At 64.4% G+C, this 25856-nt stretch carries 26 protein-coding genes; 14 read left to right on the top strand and 12 right to left on the bottom strand.

All coding sequences use genetic code 11. From position 1 onward, the window contains the following. Genes RJ527_14795 through RJ527_14830 form a run of 8 tightly spaced genes read left to right on the top strand, consistent with a single transcriptional unit; the run spans position 1 to position 9033 of the window. Positions 1-1170, top strand: a complete 1170-nt coding sequence (locus RJ527_14795; GenBank protein WND75291.1) for an acyl-CoA dehydrogenase family protein — start codon at positions 1-3, stop codon at positions 1168-1170. Then, on the top strand, positions 1167-2354 hold the full coding sequence (locus RJ527_14800) for a CoA transferase (protein ID WND75292.1): 1188 nt from the start codon (positions 1167-1169) through the stop codon (positions 2352-2354). The genes RJ527_14795 and RJ527_14800 overlap by 4 nt, the downstream gene beginning before the upstream one ends. Before the next feature lie 53 nt (positions 2355-2407). Next, a complete protein-coding gene (locus tag RJ527_14805) occupies positions 2408-3670 on the top strand; it encodes an aconitase/3-isopropylmalate dehydratase large subunit family protein (GenBank protein ID WND75293.1) in 1263 nt (420 codons plus the stop codon). A gap of 17 nt (positions 3671-3687) precedes the next feature. Continuing rightward, complete coding sequence (locus RJ527_14810; GenBank protein WND75294.1) at positions 3688-4185, top strand: 3-isopropylmalate dehydratase; 498 nt, start codon at positions 3688-3690, stop codon at positions 4183-4185. A 6-nt stretch (positions 4186-4191) separates the two neighbouring features. Next, on the top strand, positions 4192-5802 hold the full coding sequence (locus RJ527_14815; protein ID WND75295.1) for a rhodanese-like domain-containing protein: 1611 nt from the start codon (positions 4192-4194) through the stop codon (positions 5800-5802). A 38-nt stretch (positions 5803-5840) separates the two neighbouring features. After that, on the top strand, positions 5841-6905 hold the full coding sequence (locus RJ527_14820) for an isocitrate/isopropylmalate dehydrogenase family protein (GenBank protein WND75296.1): 1065 nt from the start codon (positions 5841-5843) through the stop codon (positions 6903-6905). A gap of 9 nt (positions 6906-6914) precedes the next feature. Next, positions 6915-7973 (top strand): 2-dehydropantoate 2-reductase, encoded by a 1059-nt coding sequence (locus RJ527_14825; GenBank protein ID WND75297.1) that lies wholly within the window; start codon positions 6915-6917, stop codon positions 7971-7973. Between the two features lie 4 nt (positions 7974-7977). Further along, positions 7978-9033 (top strand): Ldh family oxidoreductase, encoded by a 1056-nt coding sequence (locus tag RJ527_14830; protein WND75298.1) that lies wholly within the window; start codon positions 7978-7980, stop codon positions 9031-9033. Here RJ527_14830 and RJ527_14835 read toward each other — a convergent pair. From RJ527_14835 to RJ527_14855, 5 genes are read right to left on the bottom strand one after another with little or no spacing between them, the layout of a single operon-like run. After that, positions 9030-9281, bottom strand: coding sequence for a hypothetical protein (locus tag RJ527_14835; GenBank protein WND75299.1), 252 nt, complete (start codon positions 9279-9281; stop codon positions 9030-9032). The genes RJ527_14830 and RJ527_14835 overlap by 4 nt on opposite strands. Positions 9282-9287: 6 nt before the next feature. After that, positions 9288-10169 carry a DUF1932 domain-containing protein gene (locus RJ527_14840; GenBank protein ID WND75300.1) on the bottom strand — a complete coding sequence of 294 codons (882 nt, stop codon included), beginning with the start codon at positions 10167-10169 and terminating at the stop codon, positions 9288-9290. 1 nt (position 10170) lies between these two features. After that, a complete protein-coding gene (locus RJ527_14845) occupies positions 10171-11565 on the bottom strand; it encodes an MmgE/PrpD family protein (GenBank protein ID WND75301.1) in 1395 nt (464 codons plus the stop codon). 33 nt (positions 11566-11598) lie between these two features. Continuing rightward, positions 11599-12516: a 2-dehydropantoate 2-reductase gene (locus RJ527_14850; protein ID WND75302.1), complete on the bottom strand. Its 918-nt coding sequence runs from the start codon at positions 12514-12516 to the stop codon at positions 11599-11601. A gap of 19 nt (positions 12517-12535) precedes the next feature. Next, entirely contained in the window at positions 12536-13345 is an 810-nt protein-coding gene (locus tag RJ527_14855) for an enoyl-CoA hydratase (protein ID WND75303.1), read from the bottom strand. A 178-nt stretch (positions 13346-13523) separates the two neighbouring features. Between RJ527_14855 and RJ527_14860 the strand changes: the two genes are divergently transcribed. Further along, positions 13524-14753, top strand: coding sequence for an MFS transporter (locus RJ527_14860; protein ID WND75304.1), 1230 nt, complete (start codon positions 13524-13526; stop codon positions 14751-14753). Between the two features lie 133 nt (positions 14754-14886). On the opposite strand, the gene RJ527_14865 is transcribed toward RJ527_14860, so the two are convergent. After that, positions 14887-15450, bottom strand: a complete 564-nt coding sequence (locus RJ527_14865) for a helix-turn-helix domain-containing protein (GenBank protein WND75305.1) — start codon at positions 15448-15450, stop codon at positions 14887-14889. A 246-nt stretch (positions 15451-15696) separates the two neighbouring features. Here RJ527_14865 and RJ527_14870 point away from each other — a divergent pair, with 246 nt between their 5' ends. The 3 genes from RJ527_14870 to RJ527_14880 are packed head-to-tail and all read left to right on the top strand — an operon-like array spanning position 15697 to position 17893. Beyond that, positions 15697-16707 (top strand): alpha/beta hydrolase, encoded by a 1011-nt coding sequence (locus RJ527_14870; protein ID WND75306.1) that lies wholly within the window; start codon positions 15697-15699, stop codon positions 16705-16707. A gap of 59 nt (positions 16708-16766) precedes the next feature. Next, a complete protein-coding gene (locus RJ527_14875) occupies positions 16767-17390 on the top strand; it encodes a pyridoxamine 5'-phosphate oxidase family protein (GenBank protein WND75307.1) in 624 nt (207 codons plus the stop codon). Positions 17391-17419: 29 nt separating this feature from the next. Beyond that, entirely contained in the window at positions 17420-17893 is a 474-nt protein-coding gene (locus RJ527_14880) for a nuclear transport factor 2 family protein (GenBank protein WND75308.1), read from the top strand. On the opposite strand, the gene RJ527_14885 is transcribed toward RJ527_14880, so the two are convergent. The 3 genes from RJ527_14885 to RJ527_14895 are packed head-to-tail and all read right to left on the bottom strand — an operon-like array spanning position 17873 to position 20058. Continuing rightward, complete coding sequence (locus RJ527_14885; GenBank protein ID WND75309.1) at positions 17873-18529, bottom strand: DsbA family protein; 657 nt, start codon at positions 18527-18529, stop codon at positions 17873-17875. The genes RJ527_14880 and RJ527_14885 overlap by 21 nt on opposite strands. Next, positions 18526-19416: an alpha/beta hydrolase gene (locus RJ527_14890; protein WND75310.1), complete on the bottom strand. Its 891-nt coding sequence runs from the start codon at positions 19414-19416 to the stop codon at positions 18526-18528. The genes RJ527_14885 and RJ527_14890 overlap by 4 nt, the downstream gene beginning before the upstream one ends. A 21-nt stretch (positions 19417-19437) precedes the next feature. Beyond that, a complete protein-coding gene (locus RJ527_14895) occupies positions 19438-20058 on the bottom strand; it encodes a glutathione S-transferase family protein (GenBank protein WND75311.1) in 621 nt (206 codons plus the stop codon). A 42-nt stretch (positions 20059-20100) separates the two neighbouring features. Between RJ527_14895 and RJ527_14900 the strand changes: the two genes are divergently transcribed. After that, positions 20101-21333: an MFS transporter gene (locus RJ527_14900; GenBank protein ID WND75312.1), complete on the top strand. Its 1233-nt coding sequence runs from the start codon at positions 20101-20103 to the stop codon at positions 21331-21333. 110 nt (positions 21334-21443) lie between these two features. After that, complete coding sequence (locus RJ527_14905) at positions 21444-22904, top strand: sigma-54 dependent transcriptional regulator (GenBank protein WND75313.1); 1461 nt, start codon at positions 21444-21446, stop codon at positions 22902-22904. Positions 22905-22936: 32 nt separating this feature from the next. Here RJ527_14905 and RJ527_14910 read toward each other — a convergent pair whose 3' ends face one another. The 3 genes from RJ527_14910 to RJ527_14920 all read right to left on the bottom strand — a co-directional run bounded on the left by RJ527_14910 (position 22937) and on the right by RJ527_14920 (position 25774). Next, the gene (locus RJ527_14910) at positions 22937-23299 is read right to left on the bottom strand and encodes an Hpt domain-containing protein (protein ID WND75314.1); all 363 of its coding nucleotides are present in this window, start codon (positions 23297-23299) and stop codon (positions 22937-22939) included. Further along, positions 23296-23835: a response regulator gene (locus tag RJ527_14915; GenBank protein WND75315.1), complete on the bottom strand. Its 540-nt coding sequence runs from the start codon at positions 23833-23835 to the stop codon at positions 23296-23298. Before RJ527_14915 ends, RJ527_14910 begins: the two co-directional genes overlap by 4 nt. Positions 23836-23953: 118 nt before the next feature. Further along, positions 23954-25774 (bottom strand): gamma-glutamyltransferase family protein, encoded by a 1821-nt coding sequence (locus tag RJ527_14920; GenBank protein WND75316.1) that lies wholly within the window; start codon positions 25772-25774, stop codon positions 23954-23956. Between the last annotated feature and the right edge of the window lie 82 nt (positions 25775-25856).

A 25856-nucleotide genomic window follows, 5' to 3' on the forward strand; every position in this document is an offset into this window, starting at 1 on the left:
ATGGCCCCCGACGCGGCGACCCCCCAGGATTTGAGCGAGGAAGAACGCCTTATCCTCGACTCCGTCGACAAGTTCATCGAACAGGACGTGCGGCCTTACGCCCACAAGCTGGAGGCGGCGGACGAATACCCCCGCGAGATCGCCGACAAGCTGGCCGAACTTGGCCTGATGGGGGCGACCATCGGCGAGGAATACGGCGGCCTGGGCCTGTCGGCTTCGACCTATTCCAAGATCGTCGAGAAGGTGGCGTCGTGCTGGATGTCCGTGTCGGGCATCTTCAATTCGCACCTGATCGCCGCGGCGGCGGTCGAACGTTTCGGCACCGAGGACCAGAAGCGTTACTGGCTACCCAAGATGGCGTCGGGCGAAATGCGGGGCGGCATCGCGCTGACCGAGCCCGACTGCGGCACGGACCTTCAGGCCGTGCGCACGACGGCGAAGAAGGACGGCAATGAATACGTCCTCAACGGCAACAAGATGTGGATCACCAACTGCGTCGAAGGGAACTTCCTGGCCGTTCTCGCCAAGACCGACCCCGAGACCGAGCCCAGGCACAAGGGCATGAGCCTGATCCTGGTCGAGAAGGACGCGGGCTATAAAACCTCCAAGCTGCACAAACTCGGCTACAAGGGCATCGACACGGGCGAGGTCGTGTTCGACAACACCCGCGTGCCGCTGACCAACCTGATCGGCCCGGACGAGGGCCGGGGCTTGCAGCAGATTTTGGGCGGGCTGGAGTTGGGCCGCATCAACGTCGCCGCGCGCGGCGTCGGCGTTGCCCGGGCGGCGTTGAACGACGCCGTCGCCTATGCCCTGGACCGCAAGACCTTCGGCAAGCCCATCGCCGAACACCAGTCGATCCAGATCAAATTGGCCGACATGGCGACCCGGGTCGAGGCCGCGCGCCTGCTGGTCGACAGCGCCGCCCGCGCCTACGACAAGGGACAGCGCTGCGACATGGAGGCCGGCATGGCCAAGCTGTTCGCGACCGAGGCGGCCCTGGAAAACGCCATCGAGGCCATGCGTATCCACGGCGCCTACGGCTATTCCAAGGAATACAACGTGGAACGTTATTTCCGCGACGCGCCCTTGCTGTGCATCGGTGAAGGCACCAACGAGCTGCAGCGCATCATCATCGCCCGGCAGCTGACGGAACGGGCCCAGGGATGAGCGGCCTGCCGCTCGATGGGGTGCGCATCCTCGCCGTCGAACAATACGGCGCCGGTCCCTTCGGTACCCAGTTCCTGGCCGACCAGGGGGCCGAGGTCATCAAGATTGAAGCCCCGGGAGAGGGCGATTACGCCCGTGCCCTGGGACCGCATTATTTCGAGAACGGCGAAAGCCAGTTCTGGCATTCCTTCAACCGCAACAAGAAAAGCCTGACTCTCGACCTGAAGCAGCCCGAGGGCATGGCCGTGTTCCTGGATCTGGTGAAGACCGCCGACGCCGTGGCCAGCAATTCGCGCGGCGACGTGGCCGAACGGCTGGGCATCACCTACGCGCACCTGAAAGACGCCAATCCCAGGATCGTCTGCGCGCACCTGTCGGCCTATGGCCGCACGGGGTCGCGCGCCGCCTGGCCTGGGTTCGATTTCCTGATGCAGGCCGAGGCGGGGCATTTCTCCGTCACCGGCGAGCCGGGCAGCCCGCCGACCCGCATGGGCCTGTCCGTGGTCGATCTGGCGACGGGCCTGGCGCTCGCCTTTGCCGTCTCGTCCGGGATTGTCAGCGCGCGCGCCACGGGCAAGGGCCAGGACCTGGATACGTCGCTGTTCCACATGGCGCATATGCTGAACGTCTATACCGCCACCTGGTATCTGAATTCGGGCCATGTCCAGGGCCGCACGGCGCGCTCGGGCCATGCGTCGCTGGTGCCTTGTCAGTTGTACCGGACGCAGGACGGCTGGATTTACATCATGTGCAACAAGGAGAAATTCTGGCCGGCCCTGTGCAAGGCCATCGGCGAGCCCGATTGGGCCAAGGACGAACGTTTCCGCAGTTTCAAGGAACGCCTCGCCAACCGGGAACTGGTGCAGGAACTTCTGGATGAGCGGCTCAGCGAGCGCACGACCGAGGAATGGCTCGAGGCGTTTTCCGGCGCCGTGCCGTCGTCGCCGGTCTATGACCTGGCGCAGGCGCTGGACAACCCCTTCGTCGCCGAACAGGGCATCATCCAGGAACTGGAACTTGAGGGGCACGGCCCGATCCGCATGATCGATACGCCCGTGCGCTCGGCAACTCCGACGCCGGCCCGACCGGCCTCACCGCTGGGGGAGGACACGGAAAAAATCCTCTCCGATCTGGGATACGATAAGAATCGTCTCGCCCAACTGCGCAAAGCGGGGGTAATCTAGAGGCAGAAGGGGGGCATTTCTTTTAATAATAATGCCATTGGGAGGATGCCACCTTGGGCCAAACGATAAGTGAAAAGATCCTCGCCCGCGCCTCGGGCAAGGAAACGGTGAAGCCTGGCGATATTGTGACCTGCAATGTCGACTTGGCCATGGTCCATGATTCGTCGGGGCCGCGCACGTCCGGGAAAAAGCTGGATGAGCTGGGCGTGCCCGTCTGGGACATGGACAAGCTGGTCGTCATTTCCGACCACTACGTCAATCTGGATACGCCTGAAAGTAAGAACGTCCAGGACATCTGCGACGCCTGGTGCGAAAGCCACAAGGTCAAGCACTTCATCCGCAACCAGGGCATCTGCCACATCGTTCTGCCGCAGGAAGGCTATGTCCGCCCGGGCATGTTCTGCGTCGGTGCCGACAGCCATTCGACCACGGCCGGCGCCTTCGGCGCCTTCATGGTCGGCGTCGGGGCGACGGAAATCACCGGCGTCATGGCCACGGGCGACATCTGGGTCCGTGTGCCGGAAAACGTGCGCATGGAGGTGACCGGCAAGCTGGCCCCCGGCGTCGCCGCCAAGGACGTGATCCTGAAAATCTGCGGCGACCACGGCATCATGGGTTTCGGTTATCAGGTGGTGGAATTCTGCGGCGACGGGGTCGCCAGCATGTCCGCCCAGGACCGCATGACCCTGACCAACATGGCGGCCGAGATCGGTGCCAAGACGGGCATCATCGCCCCCGACGCCAAGACCATGGAACTGCTCACCGCCTGGGGTGTCAGCGGCGTGAACGCGGATGACTGGCAGTCCGACGCCGACGCCGTCTATGCCAAGCGCATCACCGTCGACGGCAACGCCCTGGCGCCGCAGGTCGCGGCACCGTCCAGCCCGGAAAACGCCGACGACGTCGGCAACTACAAGAACGTGAAGCTGGATCAGGCCTATCTGGGCGCCTGCACGGGCGCCAAGCTGGAAGACCTGCGCATGGCCGCTCAGGTTCTGAAGGGCAAGAAGGTCGCGGCGGGCACGCGGTTCCTGGTCGCGCCTTCGACCATCAAGATGCGTGAACTGGCCGCCGCCGAAGGCGTCATGAAAATCCTCGAAGATGCGGGTGCGATCATCCTGCCGTCGGGCTGCGGCGGTTGCATCGGGCTGGGCGACGCGCGGCTGGCCGAGGATGCCGTGGGCATTTCCTCGACCAACCGCAACTTCGTCGGCCGGGCCGGTCCCAAGTCGTCGAAGCTCTACCTGGCGTCGCCCTATACGGTGGCGGCCTCGGCCGTCGCCGGGCAGATCGCCGATCCCCGCGACATGCTCTGACCGAAGGGACCGACAAAATGATACAGCAAGGTAAGGCCTGGAAATTCGGGGCCAATATCGACACGGATCTGCTGGCGCCGATTTCGGCCCTGACCAGCGCGAAGCCGGAAGAGGGATATGTGCAGTGCCTGCAGGACCTCGATCCGACCTTCGCGTCCAACTGCAAGGAAGGCGACATCTTCGTCGCCGACGAAAATCTGGGCATCGGATCAAGCCGCGAATGGGCGCCGCAATACATGCGGTCCTGCGGCATTCGCGTCATCCTGGCGAAATCCTTCGCCCGCATTTTCTATCGCAACTGTTTCAACCTGGCGGTGCCCGCCCTGGTCTGTGCCGAAACGCACAAGATCGCGACGGACGATCAGTTGGAGGTCGACATGGAAAAGGGCGAGGTCCGTAACCTGACCAAGGGCGAAACCTACAAATGCGACACGGTGCCCGCGCACCTGATGCAGATCGTCGCCGACGGCGGCCTGATGCCGCACCTGAAAAAGAAATTCAAGAAAGCGAGTTAAGTGAACATGACGGAAGCTACTCCCCTGGAAGCCGAAGACGTTCGCGACCGGATTTTGTCCGGCGAGGAAGTCGCCATTTTGGACCTGCGCGAATGGGGCGTGTTCGGCGACGGCCACATGCTGTTCGCCGTCAACTGTCCGCTCAGCCATCTGGAAACCCGCATCGACGATTTCGTGCCCAGGAAGGACACACCCGTCGTGCTGTGCTCCGAAGGCAAGGCCGACGCCCATCTGGTCAAGTTGGGGGCGGAACGCCTGATCGCCTGGGGCTACACGGATGTGAGCATCCTGGCCGGCGGGCTCGACGCCTGGGATCAGGCCGGGTTCGAGGTGTTTTCCGGCGTCAACGTGCCGTCCAAGGCGTTCGGCGAATTCGTCGAACATACCTATGACACGCCGCGCATCCCGCCCGAGGAAGTGAAGGCCATGATGGATCGGGGCGAGAACATGGTGGTTCTCGATTCCCGTCCCATGTCCGAATACCACAAGATGAACATCCCCATGGGCGTCGACTGTCCGGGGGCGGAGTTGGCCTATCGGGTTCACGATTTGGCGCCCGATCCCAATACCACCGTGGTGGTCAACTGCGCCGGGCGCACGCGCTCGATCATCGGTGCGCAATCGCTGATCAACGCAGGCATTCCCAACAAGGTCGTGGCCCTGGAAAACGGCACCATGGGCTGGCACCTGGCGGGTTTTCAGCTGGAATACGGCAATGACCGGAAGTTTCCCGAGCAGCTTTCCGAGGAAGCCCAGGCCAAGGCCAAGGCCGTGCGCGAGCGGGTCGCCAAGCGGTTCGGCGTGCCGACCTGCGACCATGACCAACTTGCCGCCTGGCGGGCCGAGGGCGGGCGCACGACCTATGTGCTTGATGTGCGCAATCCGGAGGAATTCACGGCCGGGCATCTGGAAGGCAGCCGCCACGCGCCGGGCGGGCAACTGGTGCAGGCCTGGGACCGCTACGTCGCCGTCCTGGGGGCCCGCATCGTGCTGGTCGATGACGACGGCGTGCGCGCGACCATGACGGCCAGCTGGCTGGTCCAGATGGGCTGGCCCGAGGTTTACGTGCTGGAAAACGCCCTGGACGGGCAGCCCTTGGTGCGCGGCGCGCATAAGCCGAAGATCTACGGCCTCGACGTTGCCGCCGCCGAAACGGTCACGGTGGAAGGGCTGGAACGCATGATCGCCGACAAGGTCTGCGTCGTCATCGATCTGGCCGACAGCCTGACCTATCGCGACGGCCATATCCCGGGGGCGTGGTTCGCCGTACGCGCACGGATGAAGGACAGCATCAAGAAGATCCCCGATGCCCGCTATACCGTCCTGACCTCGCCCGACGGCGTGCTGGCGCAACTGACCGCATCCGAACTGCGCGCCATGGGACGGCACGTCGCCGTGCTGGTCGACGGCACGGAGGCCTGGAAGGCGGCACGCAAGGAGATGCAGACCGGCTTCACCAACATGGCCGACGAAACCAACGACGTATGGTACCGCCCCTATGACATGGACGATGCCCAGGAGGGCGCCATGAAGCAGTACCTGAGCTGGGAAATCAATCTGGTCAACCAGCTGGAACGCGACGGCACGACCCGGTTTCGCAAATTTCCCCAGGCGTGAAACGTCGGGCATAAAAAAACACGAAGGAAACACCACGCATGAAATTCATCGTTCTGGAAAACGACGGCATCGGGCCGGAGATCATGGCCGCGACCCTGCCGGTGTTGCAGAAACTCGACGACCGTTTCGGCCTCAACATCGAACTGGTGCCCATGGTCTCGGGCATGCGCGCGCTCAAGGCCGAGGGCAAGACCATTCCCCAGGCCGTCTATGACGCCTGCGACGCCGCCGACGGCGTGATCCTGGGGCCGGTGTCGTCCTTCGAATACCCGTCCGAGGCCGAGGGCGGCGTCAACCCGTCCAAGTCCTTCCGCAAGGTGTTCGACCTGTTCGCCAACATCCGCCCGGCGCGCACCCGGCCGGGCGTGCCGTCCGTCATCAAGCAGATGGATCTGGTCATCGTGCGCGAGAACACCGAAGGCCTCTACGCCGACCGCAACATGTTCATGGGATCGGGCGAATTCATGCCGACCGAGGACGTGGCCCTTTCCGTGCGCAAGATCACCCGCCAGGGCTGTGAGCGCATCGCGCGCCAAGCCTTCGAAATGGCCATGGAACGGCGCAAGAAGGTGACCGCCGTGCACAAGGCCAACGTGCTGCGCATGACCGACGGCCTGTTCCTCAAGACCGTCATGGACGTGGCCAAGGACTATCCTAGCGTCGAGGTGGAGGAGCTGATCATCGACGCCGCCACGGCCCATCTGGTCAAGCGGCCGCAGGATTTCGACGTCATCGTCACCACGAATGCATTTGGGGATATCCTGTCGGACCTGTGCTCCGAACTGTCGGGCAGCCTGGGCCTCGCCGGGTCCATCAACGCCGGCAAGGGCCATGTCTTCGCCCAGGCGCAGCACGGTTCGGCCCCCGACATCGCCGGCAAGGGCATCGCCAATCCGACGGCGCTGATGCTGTCCACGGCCATGCTGCTGGAAGAACTGGGACGGCGGACCTCGCGCAACGATCTGGCGCAGGCCTCGGCCTCCATGTTCAAGGCCGTGGAACTGGCGCTCGGCGATCCCGCCAGCCATACGCCCGACCTGGGCGGCAAGAACTCCACCGAAGGCTTCGGCAAGGCCGTTCTCGCCGCCCTCGACAAGGAATAGGGGGCGGCCATGGCGGGGACGGAACGCATCGCGGTCTACGGGGCGGGTGCTGTCGGCGCCTACGTGGGAGGCTACATGACCCGGGATGGGCGGGACGTCACGCTCATCGATCCCTGGGCCGAGCATGTCGCGCTTATGCGCGACCCGGGGCTGAAGCTGTCGGGCCTGACGGAGCCTGAAAATTTCACGGTCGTCTGCAATGCCGTGCTCGACCGCGACCTGCCGCCGCCGGGAAAGATCGGCCCGTTCGACGTGATCTTCATCTGCGTGAAGTCCTTCGACACGGAAGCCGCCGCCAAACGCATGCTGCCCTATCTGGCGGACGGCGGCTTTATGGTGTCCCTGCAGAACGGCATCAACGAAGGCACCATCGCCGGTGTCGTCGGCGCGGAACGGACCGTCGGCTGCATCGCGTCCTCGATCTCCGTCTCCATGTGGGAGCCGGGGGCCGTGCGCCGCAACGTGAAGCTGGGCGGCAAGGAACACGTCGTGTTCCGCGCGGGTGAACTGGACGGCAGCGTCACGCCCAGGGTCGAGCGGATCGCCGAAATCCTGTCCAGCGTCGACAGTTCCAAGGTGACGACGACACTGATGGGCGAACGCTGGTCCAAGCTGATCGTCAACTGCATGCGCAATCCGATTTCCGCCGCCTCGGGCATGGCGTCGAACGCCTGCGATACGGACGATCATATCCGACGGCTCGGCATCCGCATCGGCGCGGAAGCGGTCGAGGTGGCGATGGCCGAGGGCCATCCGCTCGAAAAGCTCCTGGGTATGACGCCGGAACAGGTGCTGGCCGCCGGCAAAGGTGATGCGGACGCCATGGCGGCCTGCGACAAATCGCTGCTCGACGGGCGGGCCAAGCGGTCGGACCAACAACGTCCCTCCATGGCCCAGGACATGGTCAAGGGGCGGCCGACGGAGATTGATTTCCTCAACGGCTTCGTCGCGCTGAAGGCCAAGGCCCACGGCATCGCCGTGCCCGCCAACGAAGGCATCGTCGCGGCCATCAAACGCATCGAGGCGGGTGAGATCGAGCCCAGCCCCGACGCCCTGGCCGGGATTTGATGTCATGACGGCGCGTTACGCTGCCCAGGACCTGACCGCCGCCGCGCGGGCGCTGTTCGAAAAGGCGGGGGCGTCGGCTCCCGTGGCCCAGGCCATGGCCGATATCCTGGTCGAGGCCGACCTGCTGGGCTACTCCACCCACGGCCTGCAATTCGTGCCCGCCTACCTGGCGGCGATGGAGGGCGGCAAGACCACGACAGGGGGCGAGCCGGAAATCGTCATCGACAACGGATCCGCCCTGGTGCTCGACGGCAAGGGTCTGCCGGGGCAGTGGGTGATGATCCGCGCCCTCGATCTGGCGGTCGCCCGCGCCAAGGACAGCCCCATGGTCGGCATGGCGATCCGCAACACGGCGAACATTTCCTGCCTCGCGACCTATGCCCGGCGGGCGGCGCTCAAGGGCTATTTCGCCATCGTCGCGGCCTCGGCCCCGACCACCCGGGCGGTCGCTCCCTTCGGTGGGGCGTCGCCGGTGATCGGCACCAATCCCTTCGCCGTCGGCATGCCGGGCCGGGATCATCCGATCCTGATCGACACCAGCGCCGCCGCCGTGACCAACCGTGCGATCGAGCGCGCCCAGCGCCTGGGCGAAAAGCTGCCGTTCCCGGCCCTGGTCGGCGCCGACGGCAACGTTAGCGACGATCCAGCGGTCCTCAAGACCGATCCGCCGGGGGCGATCCGGCCCGCCGGCGGCGACGAGGCCGGGCACAAGGGGTTTGCCCTGGGGCTGCTGGTCGAGGCCCTGACCTCGGGCCTGGCCGGGCTTGGCCGGGCATCGGACAAGCCGCCCGCAGGCAACGCGGTCTATCTGCAACTGATCGACCCCAGGGGGTTCGCGGGGGCCGATGCTTTCACGCAAGAAACCGGCGTGCTCGCCGATCTGTGCCGTGCCGCCGTGCCGTGTGATCCGGCCAGGCCGGTACGGGTGCCCGGTGACCGGGCCGCCGCGACGTTCGCGGAACAGAGCGCCAAGGGCGTCGCCCTGCATCCCGAGATCATGGACCGCATGCGGCCCTTGCTGGAGACATACGGAATTCCCGTGCCGGCCCCGGTCGCCTAGGGCGCGGGGGAAGGCCGCCACCGGATGAACAGCGCCGCGACGGCCCCCGCGAAGGCGCTGAGGAGCAGCCAGACCGCCTGGAAGTCGGGGATCAGAAGTGACGCCAGATAGCTGACGATGATGGCGCCGGCCGAACAGGTGATGACGTTGCGCAACAGGGCGCGGGTTCCGTTCTTGGTGTATATCGCGGCAAGCCAGGCCACCACGTTGCCGATGCTGATCACGATCATCAGGCTGATGGGGTCCATGCGGGACTAGGGGCCGGTGGACCCGCGCCGCTTCTGCAACTCGGCGAAGACCTCGCGGTAATCCTCCGGCGCGTCATCGCCGTAGTCTTCCTTGAACCCGAACTCGGACAGCCATTTCAGGCGCTTGGCCCCGGCGTCGCACATGAAGGGCTCGTAGCCGATGGCGCGCAGGGTGTCGGCGACCTCTTCCAGTTCATGGCCCCGGCGAGCCCCGTGGATCGCCGTGCGGCCGATCAGGAAATGCGCCAGGTCGTCGAAATTCTTGCCGGCGTAGCTGCGGTTCATCGATGCAAAGACCTCGTCGGCCACGCCGTAGGTTTCGGCGCCCAGCACGCATTCCTGCAACAGGGCTTCCATGCCCTTGACCAGGACGGATCGGAACATCTTGGTCGCGGCCGCGCGGCCGTATTCCGTGCCGAATTCACGCATGTTGACGCCGTAGGGCGCGAAGGCTTCGATCACGTCCTGTGCGGCGGCACCGACCAGCAGCATGGGCACCTTCTCGTTCTTGCCCGGCACGCCGTCCATGACCGCGACCTCGACGAAGCGCGCTCCCGTCGGATTGACGACCTCGGCGATGGCCTGCTTGACCATGGGCGAGGTCGAATTCAGGTCCATGTAGATCTGCCCTGCTGTCAAGGTGCGGGCGGCTTCCTGGGCGACTTCCAAGGCTTCCGTCGCCGTCACGGTCGACAGGATGATGTCCGACGCGGCGACAAGGTCGGCGATGCTGGCGGCCATGGTCACGCCATCGACCGCCGGACGTTCGCGGATGTCGCGGGCAGTGATGGGCGCCGGCAGGCCGGCGGCCAGCAGACCCTTGGCGATCAGGGGGCCGGCCTCGCCGAAGCCGATGAAGCCCAGGCGCGGCGTGTTGGCCCGTGCCATGCTATTGCGCGGCCTGGGCGGGGGCGGCGACCAGGTCGCGGGCGTTGCCCATGTCGTCGATCGACCAGATGGCCGCGAGCAGGCTTTCGGCGCCGTCCGGCCCCAGCACGGCGCCGGCCAGATCGCGGTATTTGTCCTCAAGCTCCATATCGCTCAGCGGTGCGTCCGGATCGCCCTTGCGGGTCGGCGCGTAATGGCTGACGACGCGGCCGTCGGTGGTTTCGATCTCGACCTTGGCGGAGCGCAGGGCGGGGAAATTGCCCTGGCATTCCGGGTCCGTGGTCAGGGTGATGCGGGTCATCAGGTCGCGGACCGCCGTGTCTTGCAAGCGCTCCGGCGTGAAGGCCGCCATGCGCACGCTGCCCCACAAAAGCGCGGCGGCGCAGCAGTAGACCAGGGAGAATTTCGCCTCGAACGCCGTCTGCGGGTTGGTGTTGCCGCAAATTTCCTCGGCCTTCTGGTAACTGCCGACGCGGATTTCCTTCACGTCGGCGGGTTTCAGGCCGTGCTCGCGGGCCAGCAGCAGCACACTGTCGACCGCCGCATGAACATGGCCGCAGGCGGAATGGTTCTTCGTCGTGGTCTGTTTGATCAGGTAGTCCTGTCCCAGGGTCGATGCGGCCTGGGCCCAATCCGGCTGAGTCTCGTTCATGCCGTTCAGGCACATGGCGTTGCCGAAACCGCGCGGGCCTTCCAGGATGTCGGGGGCACCCGTGACGCCCTGTTCGGCGGCAAGCGCCACCGTGACGCCCCGTTCCGCCGCATGGGATCCGTGCAGGGGCTTGGCCATGGCGTCGGCGCGGAAGGCCTGTTGCAGACCCGCCGCCAGGGTCCCGGCATTGGCCAGGGCATGCAGGGTCTGTTCCGCCGAAAGGCCCAGGATGTTGGCGGCGGCGGCGGCGGCCCCGAAGGTGCCGATGGTGCCGGTGGTGTGCCAGAACTCGTAATGGGCCGGGTTGGCGGCGGCGCCCAGGCGGTTGGACACCTCGTAGCCCGCGACGATGCCGGTCAGCAGCCGGGCGCCGCTGACGCCCCGTGCCTGGGCGATGGCGAGCGCCGCCGAGATCACCGGCACGCCCGGGTGGTAGAGGGCGTTGCGGTAGATGTCGTCGAATTCAACGGTGTGGGACGCGGCACCATTGATGAAGGCCGCCGTGCGGGCGTCCGTCGTGTCGCCGGAGGGATAGAGCCTGGCCCCGCCGCGCCCGATGCAGTCCTTGAACGCCGCCGTCAGCAGGGTCGCCGGTTCGATCACCGTGCCGGGCAGGGCGGCGGCGAACCAATCCAGCAGGCAGCGCTTGGCGGCGTGCAGGGCGTCCGCCGGCAGATCGTCCGGGGACAGGCCGGCGGCGTATTTCGCGAACGGCCAGAGGGCCGAATTTTCAAGGGTGGACATGGCGGTTCTCCTCCCAGAGTTCGTTGGTCGTGTTCAGGCACCGTCGGCGTAGAAGGTCAGGGCGCCCAGCACGGCGGCATGGACCGGCGTCGGGATGCCGTGCTTGCGGCCGAGGCGGACCACTTCGCCGCTCAGCCAGGGCAACTCGAGCCGCCGCCCGGCTTCCAGGTCGTGGAACATGGAGGCCTTCATGACGGCGGGCAGGCCGTCGAGGAAGCCGATGGTCTTGGCTTCCGTGCCCTCGGGCAGGGGCACGCCCTCGGCGCGGCCGACGGCGGCGGTTTCATGGATCGCCGCCTCGAACAGGGCGCGGGAGTCCGGGTTTTCCCGGATCGGGCCCGCCGGCTGGCGGCACAGGGACGTCAGGCCGCTCAGGCAGGACAGGAAGATGAACTTCTCCCAGATCGCGCGATTGATGTCGGGCGATACGGCATGGTCGAAGCCGCCGTCCTCGAACGCGGCCTTGAGCGCCTCGATGCGCGGGGTGACCGTGCCGTCGCGCTCGCCGATGGTCAGGCGTGCCATGGTGCCGGTGTGCTTGATCAGGCCCGGCTCACCGATGACCGCGGCGATATGGGCGACGCCGCCGGCAACATGCGCCGCACCCAGGCGTTCGCTCAGAACGCCGATGCTGCGCACCCCGTTCTGGAACGGCACGACCAGGGTGTCGGGACCCAGAAGCGGCTTGCACTGGTCGGCGCTGGCCTCCGTATCCCACAATTTGACGGCGAACATCACTGTGTCGACCGGGCCGATCTCGGCCGGATCGTCTGTGACGGAAACGTCCTTCAGGTGGATATCGCCCTTGTCGCTGGTGACCCGCAGGCCGCCCTCGCGGATGGCTTTCAGATGGGCGCCGCGCGCCAGGAAGTGGACGTCGTGACCGGCGGCCGCCAAGCGGGCGCCGAAGTATCCGCCGACACCGCCGGCGGCCATGATGGCTATGCGCATAATCTTGTCTGAACCTAACTTACTTGCCGGTGAACTGGGGCTTGCGCTTTTCCATGAAGGCGGTGCGGCCTTCCTTGTAGTCGGCGGAATCGAAGCAGTCCTTGACCACCTTGGCGCAGAGGTCGAGATCGCGCAGGCCGTCGTCCTTCAGGCTTTCGGCGACGACCACCTTCACCGCCTTGATGGTCAGCGGCGCGTTCTCGACGATGCGCCGGGTGTAGTCGGCGACGTAGGCGTCCAGTTCCGCCTTGGGCACGATCCGGTTGACGAAGCCGATCTCCTTCATCTCCGCCGCCGTGAACTTGCGGGCGGTGTAGAAGATTTCCTTGGCGTAGGACGGGCCGATCAGATCGACGAAGGGCTTCAGGCCGTCCACGCGGTAGCCCAGGCCCAGCTTGGCCGCCGGCACGGCGAAGATGGCGCCTTCCTCGGCGATGCGGATGTCGCAGCAGGTGGCCAGGCCGACGCCGCCGCCGACGCAGGGGCCTTCGATCTTGGCGATGGTCGGCTTGGGGAATTCGCGCAGGCGCTCCGACGCCTTTTCCGTGGCGGCGTTGTAGATCTTCACGCCTTCCTCGGACGACCGGTTCTTGGCGAACTGGGAAATATCGGCCCCGGCGCAGAAGGCGCCGCCGCCCTCGCCGGACACCACGACCACGCGCACGTTGTCGTCGGCCAGGAAGTCATCCAGCACGGCCGGCAGGTCGCGCCACATTTCGAAGGTCATGGCGTTCTTCTTGGCCTGATTGTCGAACCGGATGTAGCCGACTCCGTCCTTTTTCTCGACGACCAACTGATCCGTGACGCCGTCCATCGTAAATCCGTCCATGGGTGGTTCCTCTGAGTCCTCTTTGTTTTCATTGGCGGGCCAGGCAGCCGATCTTTGCGGGCCATGGTCCAGCTTGTTAAAGCGCGAGGCGACAGGGTAAATTGAGCCGCCTTTGTATACAATCACTAACCGCCGCCGGCCTCCGGATTCAATGCGGTTTCATCAGGGAGGACGGGCAATGGGTGCTGCGATCGAAAGACTGACCGGAATCCCCCTGCGCCAGCAATGGCCGGCCTGGATGATCGGCCTGGGCCACGGCGGAACCCATTGGATTATCGCGGTTTATTACCTGATGGTGCCCTGGCTGCGCCAGGACCTGGGCATCAGCTATACCGAAGCCGGGCTGATCCTGACCTCGTTCCACCTGTTCAGCTTCATCGCCAATTTCGGCTCAGGCGCGGCGGTCGACCTGGTCGGCCGGCGCGTGTTCTTGCAGGTTATCGCACTCGTCATCGGCGCCATGGCGCTGGCCGCCATGAAATGGGCCGGCGGGTTCTGGTCCGTGTTCGTGTTGCTGGCCTTCATCGGGGCGACCAACAACCTGTGGCATCCGCCGGCGATCTCGTATTTGTCCTCGGCCTATCCGGACAAGAAGGGCTATGCCTTGTCCCTGCATGCGTTGGGGGCCAGCGTCGGCGACGCCATTGCCCCCTTGGCGGCCGGGTTTCTTCTGGTCTGGCTCGGCTGGCGCGACGCCTCGACCGTCGCCTCGATCCCCGTGTTCGTCATCGCCCTTTTGCTGCTGCTGACCCTCAACGCCCGCGACAAGGCGACCAACGACGCGCCGGGCAAGGAAAAGATGACCGGCAAGGATTATCTGGCCGGCGTGCGTTTGTTATTGAAAAACCGCTGGGTGGTCGCGCTCTGCGTCATGTCCGGGTTCCGCACGGTGACGCTCATGGGGCTGTTGATGTTCCTGCCGCTCTACCTCGCGGACGAAATGCATCTGGCGCCGACGGCGGTGGGGGCGACCCTCATGGCGATGCAGATCGGCGGCCTGATCGCGACGCCCTTGGCCGGTATCTGGTCCGACCGCTCGGGCCGGCGGCCCGTGGTCATGGCGGGCTTCACGGGCACGACCATCGTGTTGGCGATCATCACCCTGTTGGACAACCAGATGATGCTGATCGTCGGCGTGTCGATCCTGGGCTTCTCGCTGTATGCCGCGCGCCCGGTGATGCACAGCTGGATGATGGACATCACGCCGCCGCATCTGTCGGGCAGTTCCATGAGCTTGTTGTTCGGCACCCAGTCGGCGTTCAACTTCGCGCTGCCGCCGCTGTGCGGCCTGATCGCCGATACCTGGGGCCTGACCGCCGTGTTCTACCTGCTGGCGGGGACGATCCTGATCGCCAACCTGATGGTTCTGGCGATCCCCAATTCAGAGCCCAACGCGATCAAGGACTGAGCGGCCACCGGGCCTAGTCGGCGATGGCGGCGGGGGCGTCGAGAACCAGCGCGGTCAACTCGTCATAGGTCGAATAGACGGCCCGGAAGCCGTGCCCGCGCCGCCGGGGCATCTGTTCGTTGCCCGGGACGCGTTATAATCCTGCGTCGCGGATCAGCGCCTCGGCCGCCGCCTTGGCCTTGCGCGCCGCATCCTTGCGGCCGGCCACGTGGGCCATGACGATGGCCCCTTCGGACAAGAGGACAAGTCCGTCGGCCAGGGCCTCCGGATCGGCGGCTCCGGCCTTGGACGCCAGATTGCGGAAATAATCCACGAGCAGGTTCTTGTGTTCGCGGGCCGCGCGGTGAATGGGGTCATCCGGATCGGCGTATTCGGCGGCGGCATTGATGAACATGCAGCCGGTGAAATCGTCCGAGGCGAACCATTCGTCCAAGGCATCGAAGGTGGCGAGCATCCGGCCTTTGGCGTCGGGGGCGGCGCGTTCGGTCAGGCGCATGAACCAGTTGCGGAACCGTTCGTCGCGCCGGTGCAGGACCGCCAGGATCAACTCGTCCTTCGACTTGAAATGGTTGTAGAGGGTCATGCGCGCGACCCCCGCTTCGGCGATCACCCGGTCGATGCCCACGGCGTGATAGCCGTCGCGGGCGAACAGGCGCAGCGCCGTATCGATCAGGTGGTCGCGTTTCGCCGATGCCATGCCTATCTCGATCAAGTAGAACGAATTGTCTAATTATATGTACTGAGGTTGTGATTTTCTTGCAAGATTTCGTTGGAAAACGGCCACAGGGCATTTCCAGAATTTATAATAATCACATTATATCAATGGATTGAATGGGGTTTGGGGAAGAGATCAAGAAGGGCGATTTGGATTATTGACAATATAGACTGATCTATCTATTAATGTGGCCAACAGATAATCACCCAAGGCATGCAGGAGGTTTTCATGCCCATCACCCAGAATTCCCTGTTCTTGTTCATCGTTGCCGTGGCGGCGGGATTCGTGCTCGCCCTTGGCGTCGTCGCGGCGGCGGCTGCGGCCGACAGGCCCTTCGTCCTTCAAGGCGTCGGGCAGGAAAGCGCCCGCGGTTCGTTGCCTGAGGTCGTGCACAAGAGGGCAGATGTCGGCGGACTTGAAATCTTCTACCGGGAGGCCGGGCCCAAGTCCGCGCCGACCGTGCTGCTGCTGCACGGGTTCCCGTCGTCGTCGTCCATGTTCCGCAATCTCATTCCGGCCCTTGCCGACCGCTACCATGTGGTGGCGCCGGACTATCCCGGGTTCGGTCAGTCGGCCATGCCCGCCGCCGATGCCTTCGACTATTCCTTCGACAATCTCGCCCGCGTGGTCGAGGCGTTCACGGAAAAACTCGGCCTCACGGCCTATAGTCTCTACGTGATGGATTACGGCGCGCCCGTCGGATACCGCCTGGCGGTCAAGCACCCGAAGCGCGTCCAAGGCCTGATCATCCAGAACGGCAACGCCTATGAAGAGGGGCTGGAGGCGTTCTGGGATCCGCTGCGCGCCTATTGGCGGGACCGTAACGAAACCACCGCAGGCCCTGTCGCCGCGTTCCTGAAATTGGAGGCGACCAAGTGGCAATACACCCAGGGGACCCGCAACCCGCAAGCCATCAGTCCCGATGCCTGGACCGTCGATCAGTACTACCTCGACCGGCCGGGCAATAAGGATATTCAGATGCAGTTGTTCTATGACTATGGCTCCAACCCGCCCAAGTATCCGGAATGGCAGGCCTATTTCCGCCGCCATCAGCCGCCGGCCCTGATCGTGTGGGGCAAGAACGATCCGATCTTTCCGGCGTCCGGCGCCCATCCCTACAAGCGCGACCTGAAGAACGTGGATTTCCATCTGTTGGACACGGGTCACTTCGCCCTGGAAGAAGACGGCGATAAGATCGCCCGCCTGATCCGGCGGTTCCTCGACACCAACGTCAACTGAGAACCCGGGCCGGCGGGGCATGTGTTCCCGCCGGTCCTGCGCCCTTTTCGGAGGCCAAGATGAACAAGCCCACCAGCGACGTCGCCTTCACCGATACGGTGAAGGCCATCCAGGAACGCAAGGGATCGCGCAAGGGATACGCGCGGATGGAGGACAAGGGCGGCTGGAGCGACCGGGTCACGGATGACTTGGCGGCCTTCATCGCGGCCCGCGATTCCTTTTATCTGGCGACCGCCAATGCGGACGGTCAGCCCTATATCCAGCACCGCGGCGGCAAGCCGGGATTCCTCAAGGTGCTGGACGGCAAAACTCTCGCCTTCGCCGACTTTGCCGGCAACCGGCAGTACGTCACCCAGGGCAATCTGGAGGACAACCCCAAGGCATTTATCTTCCTGATGGATTACGCCAACCGCCGACGGGTCAAGATCTGGGGCTCCGCGCGCGTGGTCGAGGACGATGCAGCGCTGATCCAGAACCTGACCGATGCCGATTATACGGACGGCACGCCGGAACGGGCGGTGGTGTTCGAAATCGCGGCGTGGGACGTCAACTGTCCGCAGCACATCATGCCGCGCTTCACCGAAGCGGACATCGCCCGCGCCGTGCAGCCGCTGCACGACCGCATCCGGGAACTCGAATCCCAGTTGGCCGTCGCCGGCCTGCCCACGAACGCCTCGTCCTGACACAACACCTGAAAAAAGGAAGTCCGATCATGTCCGATACCCGCCCGCCCGTGCCGCCATTCACCCGCGAGACGGCCGCCCAAAAGGCCCGCATGGCCGAGGATGCCTGGAACACGCGCGATCCCATCAGGGTTTCCCTGGCCTATACGCCGGACAGCCGCTGGCGTAACCGCTCCGATTTCTTCGAGGGGCGCGAGGCGATTGTCGAATTTCTGACCCGCAAGTGGGAAAGGGAGCTGGACTATAAACTCATCAAGGAACTTTGGGCCTTCGACGGCAACCGCATTGCCGTGCGCTTTCAGTACGAGTACCACGATGCCGCCGGCAACTGGTTCCGCGCCTACGGCAATGAGAACTGGGAATTCGACGAAAACGGTCTGATGTCCTGGCGCCAGGCCTCGATCAACGATGTCGCCATCAAGGAAGCCGAGCGCAAATTCACCTGGGAGGGCGACGGCCCCCGTCCGGTGGACTTTCCCGGATTAACCGAGCTTGGCCTTTAGCCCCTTTTGCTTCATGCGCCACAACAGGATGTCCATGCGGTCCTGGCCGTAGAAGGTTTCGTTGTCGAATACCATGCAGGGCACGCCCCAATGGTCGGCGGCGTCGAAGGCGGCCTGGTTGCCGGCGATGACGGCCTCAAGCCCGTCACGGTCCTCCGTTTCCTCGCGCAGGATTTCGGCGGCGTCCAGGCCGGCCTTGGTCAGCGCGGCGGTATAATGGCCGTCGCTGTTCCAATTGTCGGTCAGGCCGTCCCACACGATCCGCATCATGGCATCGGTGAAGGCGAAGCACTTGCCGCGTTTCTGCGCGGCGGCGCCGACGCGGGTCAGCTTGCCGATGTGCGGCTGTTCGGGGGCGATGATGTAGTTCTCGTTGTCCATGACGATGGGGTCGGGCACGGGCTTGCGCACGGGCATGCCCAGATATTCGCCGACGCGGTGGTAATCCGGGGTGTGATAGGTGCGGTACTTGCGGTTCACCTTGGCGAAGAAATCCGGATTACGCACGGCCATGGGATAGACCGGGCGGATTTCCACGGTCAGATCGTAAGTTTCCTGCCAATCGCGGAAACGGTCCAGGGTCAGGTAGCAATAGGGGCTGCGGTAGGACCAGAAGACGTCGACGGAATGTGTCATGATGCGTCTCCCAGCCCCATTTGGCGGACCATGGCGCGGCACAGGTCGCTGTCCGGTCCCGCGTAATGATTCATGATCGTGAAGTGGTTGGCGCCGGGCACTTCGAGCAGCTCGACCTCCGCCGTCTTGCCCGCCCAGGCGGCGGCCAGGGCCTGCGACTGGCGCAGAAATTCCGCCGTCTCCGCGCCGCCGACGGCGATCAGGGTCGATCCGCCGCCAAGAGGCGGCAGGTGTTCCGGTGAATACCGGCGCACGTCGTCTTCGCCGAGGTGCAACGTGTCGTCGATGTAGCAATGGCGCATGGGCGTCAGGTCGAAGATGCCCGACAACGCCGCGGCACCCTTGATAGCGTTCGCCGGCAGGCCCCATTCGGTCCAGTCGGTGGCCTGTAGCATGGCCGCGATGTGCCCGCCCGCCGAATGGCCCGACACGAACAGCCGGTCACGGTCGCCGTTGAAGCTGTCCGCGTTGTTCCAGGCCCAGGCCACGGCGGCCCGGCATTGGCGCAGCAGTTCCGTCATGTCGACGGATGGGATCAGCGCGTATTCGGCCGAGATGACGACGGCGCCGGCCTCGACCTGGCCCTGCACGACGAAGCGGGAGTCTTCCTTGTCGCGGCTCATCCAGAACCCGCCGTGGAAGAACAGGCGGATGGGGTGGGGGCCGTCGCCGTGGGCGGTCCTGTCCGGCAGGAAGATGTCGAGTTTCTCGCGCGCATGGTCGCCATAGGCGACGTCGAGCTTGCAGTCGAAATCCTGGGTCACCTTGACACAGGCCGGGGCCCAGCCCGCGTAGATTTCCGCATGGTTGGGCACGCGTTCACGGTTGTTGTACTGGAAATCCAGATCGGCCCGGGTCATCCCCAGGTAAAGGGTCTTCTCAGTCATGGTATCGGAAAGGCCTTGTTCTTATTCGAAGGGAAGCATTACGTTTTTCTTGTAGGCCGGACGCACATTGAGGCGGTCCCACCAGGCTTTCAAGTTCGGCAAGTCCGGGCCTTCGGGCACCAATGTGTGCCAGCGGTAGGCGGAACAGCCACAGGGGATGTCGCCCATGTTCAGGGTGTCGCCGGTGAGAAACGGCCGGTCGGCCAGATGTTTGTCGAGCACGGACCACAACTGCCCGGCCTTTTCCTTGGCCTCGGCCAGGGCTTTTTCGTTTTTGGTTTCCGCGGTCGCCCGGATCATCTGGAAATAGATCACGGTCATCGGCGGGTGCATCACGGTCAGGTACCAGTCCATCCATTGATGGGCCTGGCCGCGCACCTTCATGTCGGCCGGCAGCCAGGGATCGCCGCCGTAGGCCTCCAGGATGTAGCGCATGATGGCCTGGCTTTCCCAGATCACGTAGTCGCCGTCCTCAAGCACGGGGATCAGGCCCATGGGGTTTTTGGCAAGGTAGGCCGGGTCCTGGTTGCCACCGTATTTTCCGCCGACATCGACGCGTTCGGCCTCCAAGCCAAGCTCGTCTATCAGCCACATGACTTTTTGTACGTTGACGGATGTGGCGCGTCCCAGCACTCTGAGCATTCTGGATCCTCCCTTGGTCTAAATCCGAAAGCACGGTAACACATGAGCGAAAATACTGTCGCGGGCGAAAGCATGCCGCCGGGCAAACGACTCGTGTGGGGGCTTGCATCGACCTGGGCGGTGCAGGTCGTGGGCACGGCGGCGGTGTTCGGCGTGCCCGTGTTGGCCCCGGTGATCGCGCCGGAAATGGGTGTCGATCCTACGTTGGTCGGGGTCTATGTCGCCATCGCCTATCTGACGGGGCAGGTCACGGGACTGATGTCCGGGGGCTTCATGGACCGTTACGGCGCGCTGCGCATGTCACAGGTCAGCTGCCTGTTCGCGGCCCTGGGAATCCTCATGCTGTATCCCGCGCAGGTCTGGCTGGCGCCCGTGGCGGCGCTTCTGATGGGGACGTGCTACGGCCCCCTGAACCCGACCAGCTCGAAAATCCTGCGTGGCCTGGGCGCGGACAACAGGCAGCCCCTGATCTTTTCAGTCAAGCAGACGGGGGTGCCCGTGGCGGGGGTCATCGTCGGCATGTCCCTGCCGGCGTTGACAGTTCTGTTCGGCTGGCGCTGGGCCTTTGCCGTGTTCGCCGTGGCCGCGATTTTGGTGGCGCTTGCGATCCAACCCGTGCGCGAGACCTTCGACCACGACCGGCGGCGCGACGGCGGCCGACCGAATATCAAGATCTGGGGGCCGCTGAAACTGGTGCTCGGCGATCCGGCCCTGCGCGCCCTGTCCCTGGTCGGCTTCGCCCTTGCGGGGTCGCAGATCAGCCTGGGATCGTTCTACGTCCTGTTTCTGATCCATAGCCTGAACTGGTCCCTGATCGACGCCGGGTTTTTCTACGCCCTGGTGCAGGCCGGCGGCATCGGCGGGCGCCTGGCCTGGGGCTACGTGGCCAAGCAGGTGTTCTCGCCGACGGCCGTTCTGGTCGGTGTCAGCATTCTGGTCTGCGGCCTGTTCGCCGTGACCGCATTCATTTCACCCGCCTGGCCGACCTGGACCATCGGCGCCCTGTCCTTGGCGTTGGGACTTTGCAGTTACGGTTGGAACGGGGTCTGGCTATCGGAGGTTGCGGACATCGCGCCCCGCGCCAACGTGGGGGACGCGACCGGCGGCGCCCAGTTCATCATGTTCGGTGGGGTGACGGTGATGCCGCCGATCTTCGGAGTCCTGATCGACGGAACCGGCAGTTATGTGGCGCCTTTCGTGGTGTCGGGCGCGTTTGTCGCCGCCGTGGCGCTCTACATGGTGTTGGCGCTGCGCGCTAAACCGGCAACCAATTAATTGTTTATTGTATAGCAATGGGTTACCGGTGGCGACCTATGGCATCGGTGCCATTATTGGTCCTATAATCGGAACGCGAACAGTCAGTCACCGATAAGGATTCCGTTCCAATGGCCAGTTCCAAGACACAACGCCTGCTTCTGGTCGAGGACGACCCGCCGCTGGCGCGGGTCTATCAGGAATACCTGAAATCGGAACCCTACGAGGTCATCCATGCCGAGACCGGCAAGGGGGCATTGAAGGCGTTGGCCGATGGTACGTTCGACGCGCTGGTCCTGGATGTCCAACTGCCCGACATGAACGGCCTGGAAATCCTTAAGAAACTTGCCCAGGAAAATGCCCGCATGGCGGTGGTGGTCATTACCGCCCATGGCTCGATCAACATGGCCGTGGATGCCATGCGCGAGGGGGCGGCGGATTTTCTCATGAAGCCGTTCAACGCCGAGCGTCTGATCTTCACCCTGCGCAATGCGCTGGAGCGTCAGGAACTGAAGGGCATCGTCCAAACCCTGAAGCAGGACTTCAACCGGGAAACCTATTGCGGGTTCGTCGGCAAGTCATTGCCGATGCAGGCGGTCTACCGCATCGTCGATGCGGCGGCGCCGTCGAAGGCCACCGTGTTCATCACCGGGGAATCAGGCACCGGCAAGGAAGTTTGCGCCGAGGCCGTGCACGGCCAAAGCCCACGCGCGAACAAACCGTTCATCGCCTTGAACTGCGGCGCCATTCCCCAGGAACTGATGGAAAGCGAGATTTTCGGTCATGTGAAGGGGGCCTTCACCGGGGCCCATGCCAACCGGGATGGGGCGGCGACCCTGGCCGACGGTGGCACGCTGTTCCTTGACGAAGTGTGCGAGATGGACCTGTCGCTACAGGTCAAGCTGCTGCGCTTCATCCAGACCGGCCGGTTCCAGAAGGTCGGTAATTCGACCGTGGAAAAGGTCGATGTCCGCTTCGTCTGCGCCACCAACAAGGATCCTTGGGAAGAGGTCGAAAAGGGCAATTTCCGCGAAGATCTGTATTTTCGCCTCCATGTCATTCCCATCCACCTGCCGCCGCTGCGTGATCGGGGCGACGATATTCTGGATATCGCGGGCAAATTCCTGACCGAGTTCGCGGCGGAGGAAGGCAAGGGGTTCCAGGTCTTCGATGACGAGACCGCGGCAGTTCTCGCCGGGTTTTCCTGGCCCGGCAACGTGCGTCAACTTCAGAACGTGATTCGCAACGTCGTCGTGCTGCACGACGGCGAGACTGTCGGGGTCGACATGTTGCCGCCGCCACTGGGGAGAGGGACAGGGCAAACCAGGCCCGTCGCACAGGCCAAATCCGCGCCGGCACCGTCGAAACCGACCGACGCCCAACCGGCAAGCAAGGGGGCTGAGCAAGGGGATATCGCTATCCGGCCCTTGTGGCAGGTTGAACAGGAATTGATAAATGCGGCGATCAGCCAATGCGACGGCAACGTGTCGCGGGCGGCGGCGCTGTTGGAGTTGAGCCCATCGACGGTATACCGGCGCCTGCGCGAGGCGGAGGAAAAAGCCGAAGGCGGAGGATTTGACGCCGCGGAATAGATAGACCCATGGGCGGGAGGCTGTCGGGGCTGTTAGCGGGAGACATCCTTCACATAGGCCGCAAGGTCCGACTTTGCCGTATCCAGGGCGCGGGACAATTGTGGCACCAGCCGCTCGGCCGCGGTGGGGTCGCCGTTCTTGCCGGCAACTTCCAATTCAGCACAGAGCCTGCGAACCTCGCCTGCGCCGAACGTCGCGGAGCTGCTTTTCAAGGCATGGGCTTCGGCGGCGATGCCGGCAAGATCGCCCGCCGCCATGTGGGCGGCGATCTGGGAAATTCGGTTGTCGGCGGACTTGACGAAAACCTGGATCAGTTCCGGGACCAGGTCGCGGCTTGTATCGGCTTCAAGCGCCGCAAGGATTTGGCGGTCGATCGGCGTTGAGGCGTTCGTCATGATTCGCAACCCCGGCTCTCGATACGGCGTGACAGGGTCCCCAGGATAACACGGAACAGATTGTCTCGGCGGACGGGCTTTTCCATGCACACATCAAATCCGGCATTGCGCATTTCGACAAGCCGTTTCGGCGATACGTCACTGGTGATCGCGACCAACGGCAGGTCGGAATTGGCGTTGGGCAGGGCGCGGATCGCCCGCGCGGTTTGCAACCCGTCCATTTCCGGCATGTTGATGTCGAGCAGGAACAGGTCCACATGTTTGTGGGTGACGACGTCGAGCGCCATGCGGCCGTTTTCCACGGCCGTCACTGTAATACCCGATTTTTCAAGGAGACTGCCCAGAACCATACGGTTGGCCGCGTCGTCGTCGGCCAGAACGACATGCCATTCCAGAATGCCGCCCCAGTCGCCGGCCAGGCGACCGTCGATCCAGCGGCGTAAATTGTCGAAATCGGCGTCATTCTGCACGCGACCGCTGAGCGGCAAGGCGTCCATATCCTTGTAAAGGGCCGTAAAATGTTGGCTTTCTGGCATGAAAATTCACTTTATTCCCGCACGTTCAGTGACGGGAAGAAGGTACGCAACATCCATGCCAGATCGTATGGAGCGCGGTTCCCCCAGGCCGCATGCGCGGCCCGGGGGGAATTCGTGGTCAGCGCCCGGCGGCGTAACCCTGCATGAAGCGCGGATTGGCGGCGGCCTTCAACAGGCCGTCTTCCTTGCAGGCGGCGGTCATGCGGCCGATGCACCAGTCGTCATCGACCTCCAGGTTGTGGCCGCGGCGCACCAGTTCCTTCTGGGTCTCGGCCGGGAAGCGGCCTTCGATGACAAGGTGGCCCGGCACCCAATGGCGCGGATAGAACGACGACGGGAAATGCTTGGTGTGGAACGCGGGCGCGTCGATGGCTTCCTGCATGTTCAGGCCGTAGTGCACCTTGCGCACGAAATAGCCGAGGGCCCATTGATCCTGGGAATCGCCGCCCGGTGTGCCGAAAGGCATCCAGGCCTTGCCGTCGCGCAGCGCGAAGCCGGGGCTGAGCGTCGTCCGCGGCCGCATCTTGGGCTGTAGGCGGTCCTGCTTCGTGTCGTCGAGCCAGTACATCTGGCCCCGGTTGGTCAGGCAGAAGCCCAGGCCCGGAATGGCCGGGTTGCTTTGCAGCCAGCCGCCGGACGGCGTCGCCGAAATCATGTTGCCGTCCTTGTCGATGATGTCGAAGTGGCAGGTGTCGCCGGCGGTGTGGCCGTCGTGGGCGACCTCCATGTCGTCGAAGCGGGCCACGGTCGGCTCGCCGATGCCCAGCGCGCTGGGCTGCGCCATCTCGTCCGCCGTGGGCATGCGCAGGATCGGGTCCGCGCCGAAGCCGGGCACGTTGCCGGGCAGCAGTTCCAGCGACGCCTTGTCGGTGATCAGTTTGCGCCGTTCGTCGTTGTAGGCGTCGGACAGCAGCACATCCATGGGAATGTCGATGAAGTCGGGATCGCCGTAGAACCGTTCGCGGTCGGCGAAGGCGAGCTTGGCGCATTCCGTGACCACGTGGACGAAATCCGGTCCGGTGAAGGGCATGGACGACAGGTCGAAGCCCTTGAGCAGCGCCAGCTGCTGCAACAGCGCCGGTCCCTGGCCCCAGGGGCCGGTCTTGCACACCGTGTAGTTCAGGTAATCGTAGGTCAGCGGATCTTCGATGGTGGCCTTCCAGCCGGCTAGATCATCGCCCGTCAACAGCCCCGCATGGCGTTCGCCCGTGGTGTCCATGACCGGCGTGCGCATGTAGGTGTCGATGGCCTCGGCGACGAAGCCCTTGTACCAGACGTCATGGGCGGCGTTGATTTCCGCCTCGCGGCCGCCGCCGGCGGACTCGGCCTCCTTCAGCACCCGGCGGTACATGTCGGCCATGACCTCGTTCTTGAACAGGGTGCCGGCCTGCGGCACCTGGCCGTTCTTCAGCCAGATGTCGCGCGAGGTGTGCCATTCGTCCTCGAACATCGGCTTGATGGTCGCGATGGTGTTGCAGATGTTGGGCACCAGGGCATAGCCGTTCGATGCGAAGTTGATCGCGGGCTCCAGCACCTCGCGCAGGCGCATGGTGCCGAAATCGCGGAGCAGGGTGGTCCAGGCGCTGAATGCCCCCGGCACCACGGCGGACAGGTGGCCCGTGCCCGGCATGATCTTGTGGCCCATGGCACGGTATTTCTCGATCGTCGCGGCGGCGGCGGAAACGCCCTGGCCGCAGATCACCTTCACCTTCTCGTCGTTGGCCGTGTAGGTGATGATCGGAACATCACCGCCCGGGCCGTTCAGGTGCGGTTCCACCACCTGTAGGGCGAACCCGGTCGCCACACCGGCGTCGAAGGCGTTGCCGCCCTTTTCCAGGATCGCCATGCCGACGGCGGTCGCCAGCCAATGGGTGGAGGTGACGACGCCGAAGGTACCGAGGATTTCGGGCCGGGTCGTGAAGGGCTGTGTCGCGGGCATGGTGGTTGGACCTTTGCGGATAGAGATGGTTTATACGGGCGGGCGGGCCAATCGTGGCCCGACGCGGGTTCCATTTCCTATC

It is taken from the genome of Thalassospiraceae bacterium LMO-SO8 (assembly GCA_031655335.1).
In the GTDB taxonomy this organism is placed as follows: Bacteria; Pseudomonadota; Alphaproteobacteria; order Rhodospirillales; family Casp-alpha2; genus UBA1479.

What these genes read in the sequence shown, in the direction of transcription:
- RJ527_14810 (WND75294.1), top strand. Translation starts at nt 3,688, where the DNA reads ATGATACAGCAAGGTAAGGCCTGGAAATTCGGGGCCAATATCGACACG.
- RJ527_14900 (WND75312.1), top strand. Translation starts at nt 20,101, where the DNA reads ATGAGCGAAAATACTGTCGCGGGCGAAAGCATGCCGCCGGGCAAACGA.
- RJ527_14815 (WND75295.1), top strand. Translation starts at nt 4,192, where the DNA reads ATGACGGAAGCTACTCCCCTGGAAGCCGAAGACGTTCGCGACCGGATT.
- RJ527_14830 (WND75298.1), top strand. Translation starts at nt 7,978, where the DNA reads ATGACGGCGCGTTACGCTGCCCAGGACCTGACCGCCGCCGCGCGGGCG.
- RJ527_14910 (WND75314.1), bottom strand. Translation starts at nt 23,299, where the DNA reads ATGACGAACGCCTCAACGCCGATCGACCGCCAAATCCTTGCGGCGCTT.
- RJ527_14865 (WND75305.1), bottom strand. Translation starts at nt 15,450, where the DNA reads ATGGCATCGGCGAAACGCGACCACCTGATCGATACGGCGCTGCGCCTG.
- RJ527_14870 (WND75306.1), top strand. Translation starts at nt 15,697, where the DNA reads ATGCCCATCACCCAGAATTCCCTGTTCTTGTTCATCGTTGCCGTGGCG.
- RJ527_14845 (WND75301.1), bottom strand. Translation starts at nt 11,565, where the DNA reads ATGTCCACCCTTGAAAATTCGGCCCTCTGGCCGTTCGCGAAATACGCC.
- RJ527_14800 (WND75292.1), top strand. Translation starts at nt 1,167, where the DNA reads ATGAGCGGCCTGCCGCTCGATGGGGTGCGCATCCTCGCCGTCGAACAA.
- RJ527_14840 (WND75300.1), bottom strand. Translation starts at nt 10,169, where the DNA reads ATGGCACGGGCCAACACGCCGCGCCTGGGCTTCATCGGCTTCGGCGAG.
- RJ527_14915 (WND75315.1), bottom strand. Translation starts at nt 23,835, where the DNA reads ATGCCAGAAAGCCAACATTTTACGGCCCTTTACAAGGATATGGACGCC.
- RJ527_14895 (WND75311.1), bottom strand. Translation starts at nt 20,058, where the DNA reads ATGCTCAGAGTGCTGGGACGCGCCACATCCGTCAACGTACAAAAAGTC.
- RJ527_14825 (WND75297.1), top strand. Translation starts at nt 6,915, where the DNA reads ATGGCGGGGACGGAACGCATCGCGGTCTACGGGGCGGGTGCTGTCGGC.
- RJ527_14875 (WND75307.1), top strand. Translation starts at nt 16,767, where the DNA reads ATGAACAAGCCCACCAGCGACGTCGCCTTCACCGATACGGTGAAGGCC.
- RJ527_14820 (WND75296.1), top strand. Translation starts at nt 5,841, where the DNA reads ATGAAATTCATCGTTCTGGAAAACGACGGCATCGGGCCGGAGATCATG.
- RJ527_14835 (WND75299.1), bottom strand. Translation starts at nt 9,281, where the DNA reads ATGGACCCCATCAGCCTGATGATCGTGATCAGCATCGGCAACGTGGTG.
- RJ527_14890 (WND75310.1), bottom strand. Translation starts at nt 19,416, where the DNA reads ATGACTGAGAAGACCCTTTACCTGGGGATGACCCGGGCCGATCTGGAT.
- RJ527_14905 (WND75313.1), top strand. Translation starts at nt 21,444, where the DNA reads ATGGCCAGTTCCAAGACACAACGCCTGCTTCTGGTCGAGGACGACCCG.
- RJ527_14920 (WND75316.1), bottom strand. Translation starts at nt 25,774, where the DNA reads ATGCCCGCGACACAGCCCTTCACGACCCGGCCCGAAATCCTCGGTACC.
- RJ527_14855 (WND75303.1), bottom strand. Translation starts at nt 13,345, where the DNA reads ATGGACGGATTTACGATGGACGGCGTCACGGATCAGTTGGTCGTCGAG.
- RJ527_14795 (WND75291.1), top strand. Translation starts at nt 1, where the DNA reads ATGGCCCCCGACGCGGCGACCCCCCAGGATTTGAGCGAGGAAGAACGC.
- RJ527_14885 (WND75309.1), bottom strand. Translation starts at nt 18,529, where the DNA reads ATGACACATTCCGTCGACGTCTTCTGGTCCTACCGCAGCCCCTATTGC.
- RJ527_14880 (WND75308.1), top strand. Translation starts at nt 17,420, where the DNA reads ATGTCCGATACCCGCCCGCCCGTGCCGCCATTCACCCGCGAGACGGCC.
- RJ527_14850 (WND75302.1), bottom strand. Translation starts at nt 12,516, where the DNA reads ATGCGCATAGCCATCATGGCCGCCGGCGGTGTCGGCGGATACTTCGGC.
- RJ527_14860 (WND75304.1), top strand. Translation starts at nt 13,524, where the DNA reads ATGGGTGCTGCGATCGAAAGACTGACCGGAATCCCCCTGCGCCAGCAA.